The organism is Anaeromyxobacter sp. SG64, from assembly GCF_022690745.1.
Taxonomy (GTDB): Bacteria; Myxococcota; Myxococcia; order Myxococcales; family Anaeromyxobacteraceae; genus Anaeromyxobacter; species Anaeromyxobacter soli.
This window is the reverse complement of the sequence record NZ_JALCZB010000212.1, coordinates 1-836: the sequence shown is the minus strand read 5'-3', so window position 1 is coordinate 836 and position 836 is coordinate 1. Positions and strand designations below refer to the sequence as shown.

Here is an 836-nt window from a genome sequence, read left to right as displayed (position 1 = left end):
CTCGAGCCGCGCGAGCGCGTCCTCGATGGGCGCCGGCCTCGGCCCGGGCGCGGGCGCGGCGGCCTCGGGCGAGCCGGTCCCGAAGGCGCGGCCGTCGCCGCGCTCGTCGGCGAGTCGCAGGTAGAACCCCATCCGCCCGCCCTGGTGGCAGAGCTTCACGAGGATCCGGTTCGTGCCGCGCCGGAGCGTCACGAGCGCGCCGCGCTGGTCGAGGCGCGCCGGGTGATACCCGGGGTCGGAGAGCGCCACGGCGCCGTTCACCCAGACCTGCGAGGCGCCGCTCGCGCCGAGCCACAGCGCGACCCGCTCGTCCCGCGGCGCCTCCACGAGGGCGAGCGCGTAGGCCACCACCTCGCGCGCCGGGCGCAGCGCCGCGCCGAGGTCGACGAAGCCGTGCACCACCGCCTCGTCCGGCAGGGCGCGCCAGGCCACCTCGCCCACCTTCCCCTCGTAGCGGGCGGCGAGGTCCAGCGCCTTCTCCGGCGGGTAGGCCGTCTCGAGGCCGCGCTTCCCCTCGTCGTCGAACGGGCCGACGAGCCGCCAGCGCGTGACGAACCCGAGCCGGCGCACCTGGGCTGCGCTGCGCTGGAGGTTCCCGCGCGAGCGCTCCAGGGCGGCGAGCCGCTGGCGCGCGAGCGCGCGGACCTCCGGGTCCGCGGCGCGATCCTCGATCGCGGCCGTGTACGCGGCGGCGATGGGCGCGAGCTCCGGAGCCTCGTCCTCCAGCGCGCCGAGCTCGGCGAGCGCGACGATCCCGCGGGGCCAGCGCCGGTCGCGCGCGAGCGCGGCCGCTGCGTCCGCGCGGAGCGCCGCCCCCGGATCCGCGGCCCGGGCGC

At 79.5% G+C, this 836-nt stretch carries 1 pseudogene; it reads right to left on the bottom strand.

The features are described from left to right. Positions 1-836, bottom strand: a pseudogene (locus MNZ29_RS24140) (hypothetical protein); the annotation flags it as partial.